Annotated in this window: 15 protein-coding genes; 7 read left to right on the forward strand and 8 right to left on the reverse strand. The window is 60.8% G+C overall.

The window, feature by feature from the left end:
- Positions 1-48: 48 nt before the first annotated feature.
- The 4 genes from nadA to ACIOJF_RS15845 are packed head-to-tail and all read left to right on the forward strand — an operon-like array spanning position 49 to position 4,974.
- The gene (nadA, locus tag ACIOJF_RS15830; RefSeq protein WP_332489029.1) at positions 49-1,332 is read left to right on the forward strand and encodes a quinolinate synthase NadA; all 1,284 of its coding nucleotides are present in this window, start codon (positions 49-51) and stop codon (positions 1,330-1,332) included.
- Positions 1,329-2,972, forward strand: a complete 1,644-nt coding sequence (gene nadB, locus ACIOJF_RS15835) for an L-aspartate oxidase (protein WP_402734958.1) — start codon at positions 1,329-1,331, stop codon at positions 2,970-2,972. The genes nadA and nadB overlap by 4 nt, the downstream gene beginning before the upstream one ends.
- Positions 2,969-3,835, forward strand: a complete 867-nt coding sequence (gene nadC / locus ACIOJF_RS15840) for a carboxylating nicotinate-nucleotide diphosphorylase (protein WP_402741865.1) — start codon at positions 2,969-2,971, stop codon at positions 3,833-3,835. Before nadB ends, nadC begins: the two co-directional genes overlap by 4 nt.
- Positions 3,832-4,974, forward strand: coding sequence for a cysteine desulfurase family protein (locus tag ACIOJF_RS15845; protein WP_402734957.1), 1,143 nt, complete (start codon positions 3,832-3,834; stop codon positions 4,972-4,974). Before nadC ends, ACIOJF_RS15845 begins: the two co-directional genes overlap by 4 nt.
- A gap of 65 nt (positions 4,975-5,039) precedes the next feature.
- Here the strand turns inward: ACIOJF_RS15845 and ACIOJF_RS15850 are convergent, their stop codons facing one another.
- A complete protein-coding gene (locus ACIOJF_RS15850; protein ID WP_402741866.1) occupies positions 5,040-6,467 on the reverse strand; it encodes a D-alanyl-D-alanine carboxypeptidase family protein in 1,428 nt (475 codons plus the stop codon).
- A gap of 449 nt (positions 6,468-6,916) precedes the next feature.
- Between ACIOJF_RS15850 and ACIOJF_RS15855 the strand changes: the two genes are divergently transcribed.
- Complete coding sequence (locus ACIOJF_RS15855; protein WP_166650847.1) at positions 6,917-7,426, forward strand: GNAT family N-acetyltransferase; 510 nt, start codon at positions 6,917-6,919, stop codon at positions 7,424-7,426.
- Positions 7,427-7,495: 69 nt separating this feature from the next.
- Positions 7,496-7,972, forward strand: coding sequence for an SRPBCC domain-containing protein (locus ACIOJF_RS15860; RefSeq protein ID WP_105658050.1), 477 nt, complete (start codon positions 7,496-7,498; stop codon positions 7,970-7,972).
- A 13-nt stretch (positions 7,973-7,985) separates the two neighbouring features.
- On the opposite strand, the gene ACIOJF_RS15865 is transcribed toward ACIOJF_RS15860, so the two are convergent.
- The 5 genes from ACIOJF_RS15865 to ACIOJF_RS15885 all read right to left on the reverse strand — a co-directional run bounded on the left by ACIOJF_RS15865 (position 7,986) and on the right by ACIOJF_RS15885 (position 11,504).
- Positions 7,986-8,579, reverse strand: coding sequence for a dihydrofolate reductase family protein (locus ACIOJF_RS15865; RefSeq protein WP_402741867.1), 594 nt, complete (start codon positions 8,577-8,579; stop codon positions 7,986-7,988).
- A gap of 109 nt (positions 8,580-8,688) precedes the next feature.
- On the reverse strand, positions 8,689-9,372 hold the full coding sequence (locus ACIOJF_RS15870; protein WP_105661090.1) for a hypothetical protein: 684 nt from the start codon (positions 9,370-9,372) through the stop codon (positions 8,689-8,691).
- A 122-nt stretch (positions 9,373-9,494) separates the two neighbouring features.
- Positions 9,495-9,953, reverse strand: coding sequence for a MarR family winged helix-turn-helix transcriptional regulator (locus tag ACIOJF_RS15875; protein WP_105658053.1), 459 nt, complete (start codon positions 9,951-9,953; stop codon positions 9,495-9,497).
- Positions 9,937-11,070: an LLM class flavin-dependent oxidoreductase gene (locus tag ACIOJF_RS15880; protein ID WP_402741868.1), complete on the reverse strand. Its 1,134-nt coding sequence runs from the start codon at positions 11,068-11,070 to the stop codon at positions 9,937-9,939. The genes ACIOJF_RS15875 and ACIOJF_RS15880 overlap by 17 nt, the downstream gene beginning before the upstream one ends.
- A 200-nt stretch (positions 11,071-11,270) precedes the next feature.
- Positions 11,271-11,504 (reverse strand): hypothetical protein, encoded by a 234-nt coding sequence (locus ACIOJF_RS15885; RefSeq protein ID WP_105658054.1) that lies wholly within the window; start codon positions 11,502-11,504, stop codon positions 11,271-11,273.
- 87 nt (positions 11,505-11,591) lie between these two features.
- Here ACIOJF_RS15885 and soxR point away from each other — a divergent pair, with 87 nt between their 5' ends.
- On the forward strand, positions 11,592-12,101 hold the full coding sequence (soxR, locus tag ACIOJF_RS15890) for a redox-sensitive transcriptional activator SoxR (protein WP_402741869.1): 510 nt from the start codon (positions 11,592-11,594) through the stop codon (positions 12,099-12,101).
- On the opposite strand, the gene ACIOJF_RS15895 is transcribed toward soxR, so the two are convergent.
- Complete coding sequence (locus tag ACIOJF_RS15895; RefSeq protein WP_402741870.1) at positions 12,082-12,759, reverse strand: response regulator; 678 nt, start codon at positions 12,757-12,759, stop codon at positions 12,082-12,084. The two genes, soxR and ACIOJF_RS15895, sit on opposite strands and share 20 nt — an antisense overlap.
- A gap of 15 nt (positions 12,760-12,774) precedes the next feature.
- Entirely contained in the window at positions 12,775-14,124 is a 1,350-nt protein-coding gene (locus ACIOJF_RS15900) for a sensor histidine kinase (protein ID WP_402741871.1), read from the reverse strand.
- Between the last annotated feature and the right edge of the window lie 55 nt (positions 14,125-14,179).

Consider the following 14,179-nt stretch of genomic DNA (forward strand, 5'->3'; position numbering starts at 1 on the left):
GCACCATTCATACTTTTCACCGTCATCCTGTAAGAAACGGACGAACCCATGAGCACCCAAATCACTGACAACGCCAATGCCTCGGTAGCCCAGAACATCGCTCGGCTCAATCTGCTGGCTCCGGAATCCACCTGCTCCACCGATCTGGCCTCCAACCCGTGGGACACCCCTGCGGGCTACGGGCCAGGTGCCTCCCAAGAGGATTCGGTTCCAGCTGGTTACCCGGTGCAGGGTTCCATCCCAGAGGAATACCTGGAGGCTAGCGACGCCGAGCTTGATACTCGCATCATTGCTGCCAAAGAAACCCTGGGGGACAGGGCAGTGATCCTAGGGCACTTCTACCAGCGCGATGAAGTGGTGAAATATGCGGATTTCGTGGGTGACTCCTTCCAGCTGGCCAACGCAGCATTGACCCGAGACAAGGCGGAAGCCATCGTGTTCTGCGGTGTGCACTTCATGGCCGAAACGGCAGATATTCTCAGCCGCGAGGACCAATCGGTGATCCTTCCGAATCTTGCAGCAGGTTGCTCCATGGCAGACATGGCAGACGGTCCGAGCGTGCAAAAGTGCTGGGAAGAGCTCACCGCCCTATATGCGGATGAAGCTGATGATGGGCGGATGCCGGTCATTCCGGTGACCTACATGAACTGCTCTGCAGAGCTTAAGGCCTTTGTCGGTCGCAACGGCGGACTGGTCTGCACCTCCTCCAACGCTGCAACTGTTCTGGAGTGGGCTTTCGAGCGAGGACGCCGCGTCCTGTTTTTCCCGGACCAGCACCTTGGACGCAACACCGCTAAGGCCATGGGCATTCCCCTGGAGCAGATGCCGATGTGGACTCCGCGCAAGGAATTGGGCGGCAACGAAGCTGACACGCTGCTCGATGCCAAGGTCATTTTGTGGCACGGCTTCTGCTCCGTGCACAAGCGCTTCAACCCCGCGCAGATCGCCAAGGCGCGTGAGGATTTCCCTGGCGTGCGCGTGATTGTGCATCCGGAATGCCCCATGGAAGTTGTGGACGCGGCAGATGAAGCCGGCTCTACCGACTACATCCAAAAGGCTATTGCCGCTGCTACCGAGCCAACTGCTTTTGCCATCGGTACCGAAATTAATATGGTCAACCGCTTGGCTGCCCAGTACCCGCAGCACAACATCTTCTGCCTTGATCCAGTGATCTGCCCATGCTCCACGATGTACCGAATCCACCCGGGCTACCTTGCCTGGGTGCTCGAAGAGCTGGTTGCCGGACGAGTGGTCAACCAAATTTCGGTACCGAAGGAACAACAAGGGGATGCAAAGATCGCCCTGGAGCGCATGCTAGCTGCCAAGCCATGAGCCAGGTCCAACAAGAACCGAAGAAGCTGGTGATCGTCGGCTCCGGTGTGGCTGGACTGTGCGCAGCTTTGCACGCCGTAGAGCTGGGCATCCAGCCGGTATTGCTGACCAAAGGGAAACTGGGGGACTCGAACTCTGAGCTCGCGCAGGGCGGGCTATCAGCTGTTACCGGAGCATCCATGGCCCAAGGCGACTCTGTTTCCAAACACGTTGCCGATACGCTCAAAGCTGGCGCGGGCCACTGCGGCGTGGAACCGGTGGAACACCTGTGTTCCTCAGGCGAAGAGCTAGTGCAGGCTTTGGAATCCTATGCAGTGGATTTTGACCGTAATGCAGATGGCTCCTACCAGCTTGGCCTTGAAGCCGCGCACAGCGCACACCGTATTCTGCATATCAATGGGGATGCCACCGGCGCTTCATTGGTGCAAACCTTGGTTCGTGCCGTGCGCCAACTGGAAACTGCAAACAAGCTCAGCATCTTCGAGGATGCAGTTGCCACCGAACTCCAGCTGCATGATGGAAAAGTCTCAGGGGTGCACTACTTGCGCAACGAGGCAGAACAACTGCTCCTGGCAGAAGCGATCCTGCTGGCTACCGGTGGACTGGGCCAGTTGTATTCAGCGACCACCAATCCTCAGGGAGCAACCGCCGACGGCCTGGGACTGGCCGCCCGGGCAGGTGCTGTCATCGCGGATGCCGAATTCATCCAGTTCCATCCAACGCTGGTTGACCCCGCCCGATATCCAGAAGCCGGGATGGTTTCCGAAGCCGTACGTGGTGAAGGTGCCATTTTGGTCAATGACGCCGGGCAGCGCTTCATGCCTGGAATTCACCCGGATGCTGAGCTGGCACCCCGTGATGTCGTGGCCCGAGGCATCCATGAACAGATCCAAGCCGGGCACCAGGTCTACCTTGATGCGCGGGCCGTGGAAGAAACGCGTGGCACAGGATTCCTCGCAGGCCGTTTCCCATCCATCACCGCCCGGCTCGCAAGTTGCACCGCGGGCGGCTCCGGCCTGGACATGGCTCATGACCTGATTCCGGTGGTAGCGGCCCAGCACTACTTCATGGGCGGGATCCACACCGACATCTCAGGACGAACCTCTGTCCCAGGCCTCTATGCGGCCGGCGAATGCGCCAACACGACAGTTCATGGTGCCAACCGCTTGGCCAGCAACTCCTTGCTGGAAGCAATGATTTTTGCCCGAGAAGCCATCCTGGCCTTGATCAGCGACCCACCAGATGCTCGCTGCAATACCGATGCGCTGACTATCCAGCAACTCTCCGAGCCTGCCCCGGAAGCACCCCTGGATCTTGAACAGCTGCAAACGGCAGCCAGCAGCAAACTTGGTGTCTACCGCACCGGCGAGGAGCTCGAAGAAATGGCCCAGATACTGGCGACGAGCGCGCCTGTCGCTGCCACTGCGCGAGAGCAGGCGGAACTGCGCAATCTGTGGATCGCTGCAAGGATCATCGCTGCAGGTTCCATGGCACGCACAAAAAGCCTGGGTGCACACCACCGCTTGGATTCAACCGAATTCACCAGCAGCCTGTCAGATGAGGGTGTGCGCTATGGCTGGACCCTGCACCCAAGCGAGCTGAACAACGAGAACCTTTTGAGCAAGGAAATGAACGCGTGAACACTTTGATCCATCCGGTACCCAACGCTGCCATGGACCGCATCATCGAGCTGGCGCTCGCCGAGGACAATCCGCGCGGCGATATCACCGCACTTACCATCGTTCCCGAAGGCGCGACAGCTACCGCCGTGGTGCAGGCCCGCCAGCCAGGCGTACTCTCCGGAGGGGCAGTATTTACCCGGACTATGCAGCTAGTCGATGCGCAGCTGGAGGTAGAGCAGCTGATTGCCGACGGAGACACGTTTGCCGCCGGTGACAGCTTGCTCAAGGTCTCCGGGCCGGCGGCGAGCTTGCTGACCGCTGAACGCGTGGGGCTCAATCTCCTGCAGCGCATGTGTGCCATCGCGACGGCGACCGCTGAGCTCGTCGGCCTGGTTGCGCATACCAAAGCCCGCATTGTCGATACCCGGAAAACTACGCCAGGCCTTCGCGTCCTTGAACGCTACGCAGTGCGCTGCGGTGGGGGAGTCAACCACCGTGACAACCTGTCGGATGCTTTCATGGCCAAGGACAACCACCTCGCTTTGCTGGATAACGGAGAGCAGCTTACCGCTGCCCTGAAGTCGGTACGTGCGCGGCTGGGGCACACCACGTCGATGGAAGTTGAAGTAGATTCCATTGCACAGATTCCACCAGTGCTCGCCGCCGGAGTGGACATCATCATGCTGGATAACTTTGATCCCGCTGACATTCCCGCAGCCATTGAACTGATCAACGGGCAAACAGTAGTAGAAGCCAGCGGAAACATCAACGCATCAACAGTCGTGGCTGTCGCTGAAGCCGGTGTTGATGTCATTTCCTCGGGTGCCATTACACACTCGGTGAAAGCAATTGACCTTGGACTGGATATGGTTATTGCATGATCTACATGGATGCCGCATCCACCGCGCCACCTCGCCAAGACGTTCTCGACATGCTCAATCCGTTGTTGACCATGGATTTCGGTAATCCGGCATCTTTGCACGAAGCCGGGCAGCAAGCCAAGCGGGCTAACGACTGGGCAAGAACGCAGCTGGCTAGCCAGCTGGGCGTGGCAGCAGAGGAAGTCTATTTCACTTCCGGCGGCACCGAGGGAGCCAACACTGCCGTGATCGGGGCGGCCTTGGCCAACCCCCGTGGACGTGTGGTGGTCTCAAGCTCCATTGAGCATCCAGCGGTGCTGGAAGCCTGCAAATACCTTGTTGAATTTCACGGATTCGAACACCGCGTCATCCCGGTATCGTCCACGGGGCTAGTCGATGTGGATGCAGCCCGTCAGCTGATCGATGCAGCTGTTGCCGTGGTTTCGGTGATGGCGGTGAACAATGAAGTCGGCACCATTCAACCGGTAGTGCAAGTTGCCCAACTGGCCCGCAAAGCTGGGGCGATCATGCATACGGACGCCGTGCAGGCCGCCGGCTGGATCGATCTCAAACCGTTGTGCGCCGCAGTGGACGCGTTGAGCATTTCCGGGCACAAGATCGGCAGCCTCAAGGGCAGCGGAGCGCTGTACCTATCCGCCGAGCATCGCTTCGTGCCGCTACTGCACGGTGGCGGGCAGCAGGGCGGAATGCGTTCGGGAACCGAGAACCCGGCGGCGGCCGTCGGCGTGGCCGCGGCATTGCAGGCAGCGAGCGCACAGCGCGAAGCAGGACTGGGCGAAAGCTTTGGCCCGTACCTGGTTGAACGGATTCTCAAGGAACTCAATGCCAAGCATCCGGGCAGCGTCCAGCTGACAGGGGATCCGGAACATCGTGTTGGCGGCATAGTCTCCTTCATCTTCCCGAAGACCGCCGGTGAAACTGTGCTGATTGAATTGGCCCGCAAGGGAGTCCTATGCTCTTCAGGTTCTGCTTGCGCAGCAGGCTCGACCGATCCTTCAGCGGTACTCACTGCGATGGGCTACGAAGAAGAACTGGCCCATACTGCTGTCCGTCTTTCGTTCACGCGCACCGCAAAAGAAAATGAGATCAGCCAGGTGGCCTCGGCTGTAGTTTCCTGTGTCTCCGGGCTCCTAAGCTGAAAATCCTGCTTCCCGGAACAGAAAAGTTCTTGGAAGCAGGACTGCAGCCAGCCGATGCCGGCGCCCTAGCGCAAGTACGTGCCGGAGACCCAGCCGTTCTTCCCGGCGTACTTCACCGGGTACCAGCCGGACTTCTTCGAGCCGCGGATGGTCACCGTCTTTCCTTTGGGAATAGTGAGGATGACACGCTTGCCTGTTCCCGCACCACTGCGCATGTTCAGGTTCGCGATGGTCTTCTTAGACGAGGACTTTGAGCTCTTGGGATTGGTGGTCTTCGGTGCAGTCCCGGAGGAGGAGAAATTGCTCAGGTAGGTGCCCGAGACCCAGCCATTCTTCCCTGCGTACTTCACCGGGTACCAGCCGGACTTCTTTGCGCCGCGAATGGCGACCTTCTTGCCATTCGGAATAGTCAGCACGACGCGATGGCTGGTGCCTGCCCCGGCACGCATATTCAAGTTCGCAGTGGTCTTGGCAGACTTGGCATTGCTGGTGCTCTTCTGAGGCGCGCTCTTCTTCGAATCCTTCTTCGGTGCTGCCGGCATCGAGATGTTCTTCAGGTACTTGCCCGATACCCAACCGGTTTTCGAGCTGTAGCGAATCTGGTACCAACCGGACTTCTTGGATCCGGTCAGTTGGACGCTCTTGCCTTTCGGGATGGTCACCAACAGTCGGTTTCCGGCGCCTGCCCCGGTGCGCATATTCAGATTCGCGGTGGTCCGCGCTGTGCCCTTGGTCTGCTTGGGAGTGCTCTTGGCTTTCTTGCCAGAAACCCCATAGAAGGCTTCGAGGCTCTTGGCGCCGGAGTTCTTCACGCTCTTGGCCAAGGAGGTACCCAGGTAGCGGAAGTGCCACGGCTCATAGGAGTAGCCCGTGACGGATTCCTGGCCCATCTGGTAGCGCATGATGAAGCCGTACTTGTGTGCGTTCTTGCCGACCCACTTGCCCACGGGAGTGTTGGCGAAGCAGGCCTGCAAACCGCAAGCGCCGTTGGCATTTCCCACGTCAATGGCCAGGCCAGTCTGGTGCTCGCTGGTGCCCGGTACAGCGGAGATGCGTGAAGCGTAGCTCTTGCCATAGATGCGGGTGTAGTAGTTGAACAGCTCAGCCTGGCGGTTGTATGAACGATAACCGCTGACAGCCCGGATCTTGACACCGTCCTTCGCAGCTGCCTTGGCCATCTTGCTGTAGGCCTTGGCCGCCGAGGACTTCAGCCGGACGTTGGTGCCCTTGACCGCTACCGTCTTCGGTGCGTACTTAACGGGACTGAGCGGGTACTTCTTGTTGACGAAGACGTCATCCTTGCTCGGATTGCGCTGGATTTTCTTGGCGGCAATCTGCAGTCCGCCATCAACTGCCCGTGCCTGAGCCTGTACCGCTGAAGTTGCTGGAGCAGGGGCTGCGGCTAGTGCCGGGGTTGCCGGAAGCACTGTTGCAAGCAGTGCGGCCGACAGGACGGCAGCCATTGAAGTCTTGAACGCCCGAGGCAGTTTCATGGAACTCTCCGATAGAGGTGACAAGCGATGCGACCATCATCCCATCATCTATCCATGACTCGTTCAAGACGTTACTGCAAACGTTAGAGAAGGAATAGTCTCGTTGGGCGCATCTTTTGAATCAACTAGCGCGGCAGTTCCGCACTTGGCGCCAGAGGCCGGCAACCAGTTGCTGCTGGCGGTGTGGATATGGATAAACGGCCTCCCACTTGAGGCACCGCAAGTATTCCATGGGCCGTGGCCGCAGGGTCTTCGCAACTGGGTTTTCCAGTCGGCAAGGCGTGCCGCAAGGAGCGCGGCCTGGGAAAATGCTCGCTGAACTTTGCTTGCAAGAAGTCGCAATCCTCACGCCAGCCGCCAGGAAAATGCCCCGTTCCTGGAGTCAAGTTGGTGGAAGAACACGAAGGGCCAATTTTTCTAGCTCGGCGAGATTTGGTAGGTTTGCGTGCATGCGTATCCGTCCAGAAGTCTTCGATGACCGAGCTGCGGTGTATGCAATAACCCATGCTGCGTTCTCCGGCATCGATCCGATGGTTGAGCCTGAGGAAGTCGGACTGCTGCAGCGTCTATTCGACTGCGACCAGTACGATAACCGTTTCTCAATCGTTGCCCTGGATGACACAACGGTCATTGGGCACGTCATCGCTACATGGGGAGAAGTGAACGGGGAACCCTTGCTGGGACTTGGCCCGCTAGCTGTCGCCCCGGAATACCAGCACCGAGGTGTCGGGTCGATCCTGATGCAAGAAATTCATGACAGGGCCGAGCAAGAAAGCATCAGCGGTATCGTTCTGCTGGGCGCCCCTGGCTACTACCGCCGCTTCGGCTACGAAGCGGCGCAAGGTCGCGGGATCCTGCCTACGCGCACCTCATGGGGCGAGCACTTCATGGTGCGGGTCTTCGACGATAACCGCCTGCCGCGCGGCAACTACCGCTATGCCAAGCCGTTTGGTGTCTAAACGCTAATTTTCGCTGGGAATTTTCCCATATCTATTGTCACTAGTGCTCTTCGGGCGTAAACCTGTCTTATGGAACCACATGAAGAGCTTCGCGAACTGTCCTTCACCGTGTCGGGAATCATTTCCAAATCGATCAGGCAAGTATACGAAGCTGTGGCTGATCCAGAACAGCTTTCCCATTACTTCACTACCGGCGGAGCATCCGGGCACATGGAAAACGGTGCCACCGTGACCTGGGACTTCCATGATTTCCCCGGCCCGTTCCCGGTCAAGATCGTGGAAGTGGAAGAGCCAAAGCGTATTGTCCTGCAATGGGGCGGCCAGCAATCCACTGCTGCCGATGGCATGAATACCGTGACGTTCGAATTCGCTTCACTGGAAGACAGCACCCGAACCAAGGTGACCATCAGCGAGGCCAGCTGGGTGGCGACCTCCGAAGGAGCCAAGGCTGCCTTTGGGAATTGCGAGGGCTGGACCGGGATGCTGGCCGCGATGAAGGCGTGGCTGGAATACGGGATCAACCTCCGCGAGGGGTTCTACAAATAGCCGGGATCGGCAGCTAGCGGCGGCGCTGGTAGTAGACGTGCGTGGCAAGCGTCGTTTCGCGCCGTGACACGCGGTCCATATGCGTTTCTATATCTTCAACGCTGATCGGTTCGCCATGCCCGAGGCGGATGGGCGCGATATGCAGCCGCAGCTCGTCAATGAGGCCGGCTCGCAAGAACTGCACAATGGTGTTTGCTCCACCGGCGATGGCCACTGGATTCTCTCCCGCCGCTTCCTGGGCTTCGGCGAGGGCTTCCTCGATCCCATCGGGGACGAATTGGAAGCTGGTCCCGCCCTCCAGGCAGAGCATCGGCTTCGGATGGTGGCTGAGCACGAAGACCGGGGCATGGTACGGAGGGATCTCTCCCCACCACCCGATCCAGTCGGCGTCGTCCTCACCGGCTGGAGGGCCGAACATCTTGCTCCCCATGATGAAAGCCGAGGCTTCGGTAATAGCGGAAATTTCCGCCTGGTTCTCGTCGAGGCGCTCAAACTGCCAGCGGTGCAGGGCTTCGGCTCCCTCGCCCAGCGGATTATCCATGCTCTGATTGGGTCCAGCGCAGAATCCGTCCAGGGAGACGGTGACATCGCAAACTACCGAGCCCATGGCAAATGCCTCGATTCAACCTACATGCCGGCGGGAGAGTGGCTACTCCTACAATGAACCTGCCCGGAGGCAGAATCAAGCCCAGGTTCGGGACAATGCACCCAGACGCCTAGCTCTCCACGTCTTTTGGCGCACCGGCAACATTCCACAGCGACAAGTGGTATTTCCGGATCAGCGCTGCTTCCAGGAGCAGGGCCGCCTTGCGGTGGATGCAGGTGACCCACCGGCCTTCAAGATTCAAGCGGTCAATGGCCAGGCGTGCCACTTGCTGGATTGAGCGGGATTCACCGCGGTCCGCCTCGATTGCCAGGTCCCGCAGCCACTGGGGATCCGCTAGTCCTTCGTCAAAAGCGTACTTGCCCATGCCGGAGGTCGCGCCCTGGCCGCTGGAATAGATCTTCAGTCTTCCGCGAAGTCCCTTGCCGCTGCGTTCACCAGCCTGGCCCACGTAGATTGGCTCATGGTCCGAGGCGCCCGCGCGGCGGAACATGTAGACGCCCGGGGCCACTGGCGCCGAGTCGGCGGTGGCTTCAAAGGAGTCCCACGGCGACCAGTCCAGGGATTCAATGACCTGGTCGTCAATGGGCGTGAGGGAAATTTCCAGCCCCGGCGCGCCGGCGAACTGAAGTTGGGTCTGCAAAGCGGCGGAGACATGCCAGTTGCCACCTGGCTGAGGCGGCTTCTGGATGGCGCCCTTGGGACGATGCTGGCGCAGATAGCTGCGCAACTCCTTGGTTTCTACGCCAAGGGTGCTGGCAGCTTCTTCCAAGCTGAATAGCTTTTCGTCCTTCAAGAGTGTTCTGCCTTCTGTGCGCCGTGATTGAACAGTTGATGCTGAATCAATTTAATCCCATGGAATGCCCGGGAGCCCGGAAGGAGCTGCCTATGGCATGTCCTTCCGGGCTGGGGCAAAAGCTACTGCACCGCTTCACGCAGTTTGGTGCTCAAGCGTTCCAACTCATGGAATTCTTCTTCGGTCAGTGCGGTGCCCAGCAAATTGTGCAGATGCTTGACGTGCTCCCTTCCGATTTCCTGCTGGAGCTTGCGGCCTGCCTCGGTCAGCGAGAGCTGCATGGCACGGTGGTCATCCGGGTCGGCCTCGCGAACTACCAGCCCCTGGTCTTCCAATCGGGTGACCATGCGGCTGAGGCTGGGCTGCGAAATCAGCAACTGCTTGTTCAGGTCTACCATCCGGCTTTTGCCGCCGGGGCAGGTGCGCAAGTTGAACAGCACGTCGTACTCGCGCATGGACAGCTTGCCGAACTCCGGCATTGCGGTGATCTGGCGCATGACCGCCACCTGTGCCCGGAAAAGAGCCTCCCAGGCATCGGTGGCGACCTTCAATGAGGCTGCTGGATTACTGGTCCCGGTCACTTGCTACAGGCTCCTTGGTGTTTGCTTGCTCAGCTTCCAGTTTAGCGTCGCGAGCAGCAACCAATCCCGCATGGGTAGGAGCCGGGGTAAGGTCCTTCGGTGCCCGGGAATCCATTTCCTTGCGCAGTTCAGGCAGTACGTACTCGCCGAACAGGTCCAGCTGGTTCAGCACGGTCTTCAGCGGCAGGCCGGCATGGTCGATGAGGAACAGCTGTCGCTGGTAGCTGCCGAAGTACTCCTGGAAGGACAGCGTCTTCTCCAGCACCTGCTGCGGGGAGCCAACGGTCAGCGGGGTCTGGGAGGTGAAGTCTTCCAACGACGGGCCATGGCCGTAGACCGGGGCGTTATCGAAGTACGGGCGGAATTCCTTGACTGCCTGCTGGGAATCCTTGGCCATGTAGAACTGGCCGCCCAGGCCAACCACGGCCTGGTCGGCGCGTCCGTGCCCATAGTGCTCGTAGCGCTCGCGGTACAGGTTGATCAGCTGCTGGTAGTGCTCCTTTGGCCAGAAGATGTTGTTGGCGAAGAAGCCGTCACCGTAGTAGGCGGCGATTTCTGCTACCTGCGGGGTGCGGATTGATCCGTGCCAGACGAATGGTGCCACGTCATCGAGCGGGCGCGGGGTCGAGGTGAAGTTCTGCAGCGGGGTGCGGAACTTGCCTTCCCAGTTCACCACGTCCTCATCCCACAGGCGGCGCAGCAGGTGGTAGTTCTCCACGGTCAGGTTGACCGAGTCCTGCATGTTCTTGCCGAACCATGGGTAGACCGGCCCTGTGTTGCCGCGGCCCAGAACCAGGTCCACTCGGCCATCTGCCAGGTGCTGGAGCATGGCGAAGTCCTCGGCGATCTTCACCGGGTCATTGGTGGTGATCAGCGTGGTCGTGGTGGAAAGGATGATGCGCTCGGTCTGGGCGGCAATGTAGGCCAGTGTGGTGGTAGGGGAGGAGGAGAAGAACGGGCGGTTGTGGTGCTCGCCGATGGAGTAGACGTCCATGCCGATTTCTTCGACCTTCTTGGCGATCGCCACCGATGCGTCGATGCGCTCTTTTTCGGTAGGGATGCGGCCGGTAGTCGGGTCGCGGGTGATGTCGCTGACTGAGAATACTCCGAATTGCATGTCCACTCCTGTTTTCCTGGTGCAAGCGTTATGTCCTGCCACCAATTTATATGCGTATGCATGTAATAACAAGTTGATGCGTCAAATATTCCCGGGCCCCTCGGAGATGTCCCTTCCTGGTGTGAACCGGCCGGCGGGTGCCCGTCACACTGCCGGCAACGTGCAATGAGTCAATGGGCAATGAGTCAATGAGCAATGAGTCAACGGCGGGTGGGGATGAAACCTGCACCCCAGAACAAGTTGCCTTGCTCGTGGGCCGGTTCCAAAGAGGGCTGCCCTGGCGCGCACCGGCAATTGCGCCTGTGCTTGCGCAACTGGCGCAAAGCCCGTCGCAGCTGGCGCGCGGTCAGCGCGGATCCGGTATCCGTACCGGATTGCTGCTCCTGGATGCGAGCGAGCAGGATGGTGCATGGCGGAATCTGGGTTGCGTTCATGAGTTGGCCTTTCGTAGAAGTTCATACGACAGCCAACAGGCTCCAGCTAACTTGAGGTCAAGCGGCCGGACCTGAATAATTCCTCATATGACATCCTCCAGCCAGTCCGCAGTTCCAACAAGGAAAAGCCAATTAGGCATCGGGGATCTCGCTCGGCGCGCGGGAGTATCAGTGGCGGCGATCAGGTACTACGAGTCGCGGAACCTGATTTTCTCCACGCGGACCAACGGGAACATGCGCGTGTTCCCCAAGCACACGTTGCGCAGGCTGGCGATTATCGCTGCTGGCCAGCGCGTGGGCCTGACCCTGGCTGAAATCGCCGGCACGTTGGGCGAGCTGCCCGAAGACCGGGCGCCGCGGCAGAGTGAATGGGAACAGCTCAGCACGCATTGGAAGCAGATCATCGATCGCCGCATGCTCCAGCTCGAATCGCTGCGGGATTCGCTGGATGGATGCATCGGCTGCGGATGCCTGTCGATCAAGAATTGCTCGCTGGTCAACCCCGGAGACGAGGCCGCCGCGGAAGGCGAAGGCTCTCGCTGGATCCGCAAACTCGATGCGAACTCCAACCACGGGGTTACCGGCGCCGTGGAGTGACGATTCCGCCCTGATAGGCAATCAGGGCGGCCTCCACGCGGTTGCGGGCACCGAGCTTGAGCAGGATCGCGGTCATATGCCCCTTGACTGTCGCCTCGGTGAGCACCAGCCGGGCGGCAATCTCCGCATTGGACAGGCTCTGGCCCACCAGCGCCAAGACCTCGCGTTCGCGCACGGTCAAGCCGTGGACCAGGGACCGGGCCCGGGCCTGCGCGGCGGTGTCGATCCCGCGCACCTTGTCGATCACCCTCCGGGCAATGCGCGGGGAGAGCGCTGCGGCGCCTTCAGCCACCGCATGGATGGCGCCGAGCAGTTCCTCGGGTCCCGAGCTCTTGAGCATGAATCCGCAGGCTCCGCCGGACATGGCCCGGTCGATGTATTCCTCCTCGCCGAAGGTGGTCAGGACCAGCACCTTGGTTTCCGGAGCCTGGCCCAGGATTGCTTCCATGGCTCCCAGTCCGTCGAGCTGCGGCATGCGGATATCCATCAGGATCACTGAGGGGTCCAGGCGCGCGGCCAGCTCGATGGCGCGCACCCCGTTCTCCGCTTCCCCGGCAATGAGGATGCCCGGGTCGCTGGACAGGATTGCGCGCAGCCCGGCGCGGATCAGCGCATCGTCATCCACCAGCAGGACGCTGACGGGGGTATCCATGCTCATCTGCAGTTCCTTTGGCTAGCCGGCGGGGTAGAGGTGGTCGGTGGAAACCAGTACGTTTTCGGTGAAGCACAGGCGGAACATCTCGCTGCCCAGATCCAGCAGCCCGGTCCGGGCCGCATAGTAGCGGCACTGCGCATCCCCTGGCGGTGCCGGCTCGTCGATCACGGGAAGCGGCTCATCCAGGCCCGGGGCGCGGACCAGCGAAGCAACCTGCCGTGCGTCCATGCCCACCGAGAGCTTCTGGAAGTCCGAGGGGTGCAGGGCGGTGGCCTGGTAGGTGGCATGCTGCAACAGCAGCAGGGCCGCGGCAATCACCGTGACGGCGAGGACCGGCATCAGCACCAGCATCGAGGTGCTCGTGCGCTTCACCGGCGGCTGCACCCCGGCAGGCGCCGGGTGCGGGGATGCCTGGGCAATGGAAGCGCGCAGTTCGAAACGCTCCTTGGTGCGGTGCACCGCCAGCGAGCCTCCGGCGGCTTCGAGGGTGCCGCGCAGCGAAGCTATCCCGGTGGCCCCAACCCGGCTGGGAAGCAGGGGGCCATGCAGCGGATTGGAAATGCTCAGCACCGCCTGCTCCGAGCGCGTATCGAGCTCGAGGTCCACCTCGGCGTGCGGCGCGTACTTCGCCGCATTGGTCAACGCCTCCTGGGCCACCTGGCGCAGCACCGCGGCCCACCGGATGGACCCGGGAGCCTGGGGCGAGGGGCCCTTCCGGGAGAAATTGATCTTCATGCCCTTGGCCCGGGCCTGTTCGACCAGCTGCTCCAGCGATGAACCTGCCGGGCCCAGCGGCGCTTGTTCGCCGTCCTCGTGCAGCACCCCGATGATCTGGTGCAGATGCTCGATGGACTCATCGGCCTGCTCGCGGATCCGCTTTGCCTGTTCGTAGGCCGGCGTGCCCTGTTCCAAGGACACCTGCAGCCCGCCGGTGGACAGCGCCAGCAGCGCCAGATCATGGCCCAGCTGGTCATGCATGGCTTCGGCAATGCGCGCCCTTTCCCGCAGCTCGGCTTGCACCACCACATGCCGGCGCTCCTGGCTGCGGAACAGCACCGCATTGCGCCGCGCCCGGCCCGCCCACCAGGGCAGCAGTGCAAAGAGCACCAGGCCGGTAAGGATATTCAGTGCGAAGGCCAGCAGGCTCAGGTGCGAGGACCATGCCAGCGTCACCCCGGAGGCCAGCGTCCCTGCCCCGAGGGCCAGCAATCCATGGGCCAGCGCGGAAACATGCCGTCCGGCCAGGTAGCTGCAGGCCGCGGCCAGGGGAGCGAGCACAACCCAGGCCCCGTTCGTGGAGATGGGAACCAGGTAGGCGCACAGGGCCAGCAGCAGCAACAGGACCGGCTGCTTCCACGAGGTAGTCATGATCAACATGCTACGCAGAATCGGCGCAGCCAGACACCGACCAAGGTAGGGGTTC

The sequence above is a fragment of the Glutamicibacter sp. NPDC087831 genome, assembly GCF_044742845.1.
In the GTDB taxonomy this organism is placed as follows: Bacteria; Actinomycetota; Actinomycetes; order Actinomycetales; family Micrococcaceae; genus Glutamicibacter.

Coding starts and splice junctions, on each gene's coding strand:
- nadA (WP_332489029.1), top strand. CDS start 49: ATGAGCACCCAAATCACTGACAACGCCAATGCCTCGGTAGCCCAGAAC.
- nadB (WP_402734958.1), top strand. CDS start 1,329: ATGAGCCAGGTCCAACAAGAACCGAAGAAGCTGGTGATCGTCGGCTCC.
- ACIOJF_RS15845 (WP_402734957.1), top strand. CDS start 3,832: ATGATCTACATGGATGCCGCATCCACCGCGCCACCTCGCCAAGACGTT.
- ACIOJF_RS15850 (WP_402741866.1), bottom strand. CDS start 6,467: ATGAAACTGCCTCGGGCGTTCAAGACTTCAATGGCTGCCGTCCTGTCG.
- ACIOJF_RS15855 (WP_166650847.1), top strand. CDS start 6,917: ATGCGTATCCGTCCAGAAGTCTTCGATGACCGAGCTGCGGTGTATGCA.
- ACIOJF_RS15860 (WP_105658050.1), top strand. CDS start 7,496: ATGGAACCACATGAAGAGCTTCGCGAACTGTCCTTCACCGTGTCGGGA.
- ACIOJF_RS15865 (WP_402741867.1), bottom strand. CDS start 8,579: ATGGGCTCGGTAGTTTGCGATGTCACCGTCTCCCTGGACGGATTCTGC.
- ACIOJF_RS15880 (WP_402741868.1), bottom strand. CDS start 11,070: ATGCAATTCGGAGTATTCTCAGTCAGCGACATCACCCGCGACCCGACT.
- ACIOJF_RS15885 (WP_105658054.1), bottom strand. CDS start 11,504: ATGAACGCAACCCAGATTCCGCCATGCACCATCCTGCTCGCTCGCATC.
- soxR (WP_402741869.1), top strand. CDS start 11,592: ATGACATCCTCCAGCCAGTCCGCAGTTCCAACAAGGAAAAGCCAATTA.
- ACIOJF_RS15895 (WP_402741870.1), bottom strand. CDS start 12,759: ATGAGCATGGATACCCCCGTCAGCGTCCTGCTGGTGGATGACGATGCG.
- ACIOJF_RS15900 (WP_402741871.1), bottom strand. CDS start 14,124: ATGACTACCTCGTGGAAGCAGCCGGTCCTGTTGCTGCTGCTGGCCCTG.